The following is a 399-nucleotide window of genomic DNA, read 5'->3' as shown; positions in this document are numbered from 1 at the left end:
CTGCGCAGCGAGCGGCACAACTCCAAGCTCATCAAGCGCCTGCCCGACCCGGAGAACCCGCTCGCCGCGCAGGCCCAGCTCGCGGACCAGGCGGTTGTGGCCGTTCTCCATGTCGTGGACCAGCGTCGAGCCGCGCGCCACATGGCCCCCGAAGGCGGCGAGGGTGCGCGTGCCGCTGGTCTTGCCGAGCCCCTCGTCGGCGAACACCGACGCCCCGCTCCCGTCGCAGCCGATGCCGATGCAGTGCTTCCCCTTGGAGAAGCCGCCCGGGACCTTGGAGCCGTCGGGCATCCTCGGCTGGTCCGCCAGCTGGGCCTGCGCAGCGAGCGGCACAACTCCAAGCTCATCAAGCGCCTGCCCGACCCGGAGAACCCGCTCGCCGCGGTCAACCGGCTCTGC

The 399-nt window shown here is 72.2% G+C and carries 1 protein-coding gene; it reads right to left on the bottom strand.

The annotated features are described in order from the left end of the window. The coding region (locus tag NE591_RS12970; protein ID WP_256156832.1) for a hypothetical protein at positions 1-399 on the bottom strand (399 nt) is incomplete at both ends.

Source organism: Adlercreutzia sp. DFI.6.23, from assembly GCF_024462535.1.
In the GTDB taxonomy this organism is placed as follows: Bacteria; Actinomycetota; Coriobacteriia; order Coriobacteriales; family Eggerthellaceae; genus Adlercreutzia; species Adlercreutzia rubneri.
The sequence above is the reverse complement of the archived record's forward strand: the minus strand, read 5'-3'. Positions and strand labels throughout refer to the sequence as shown.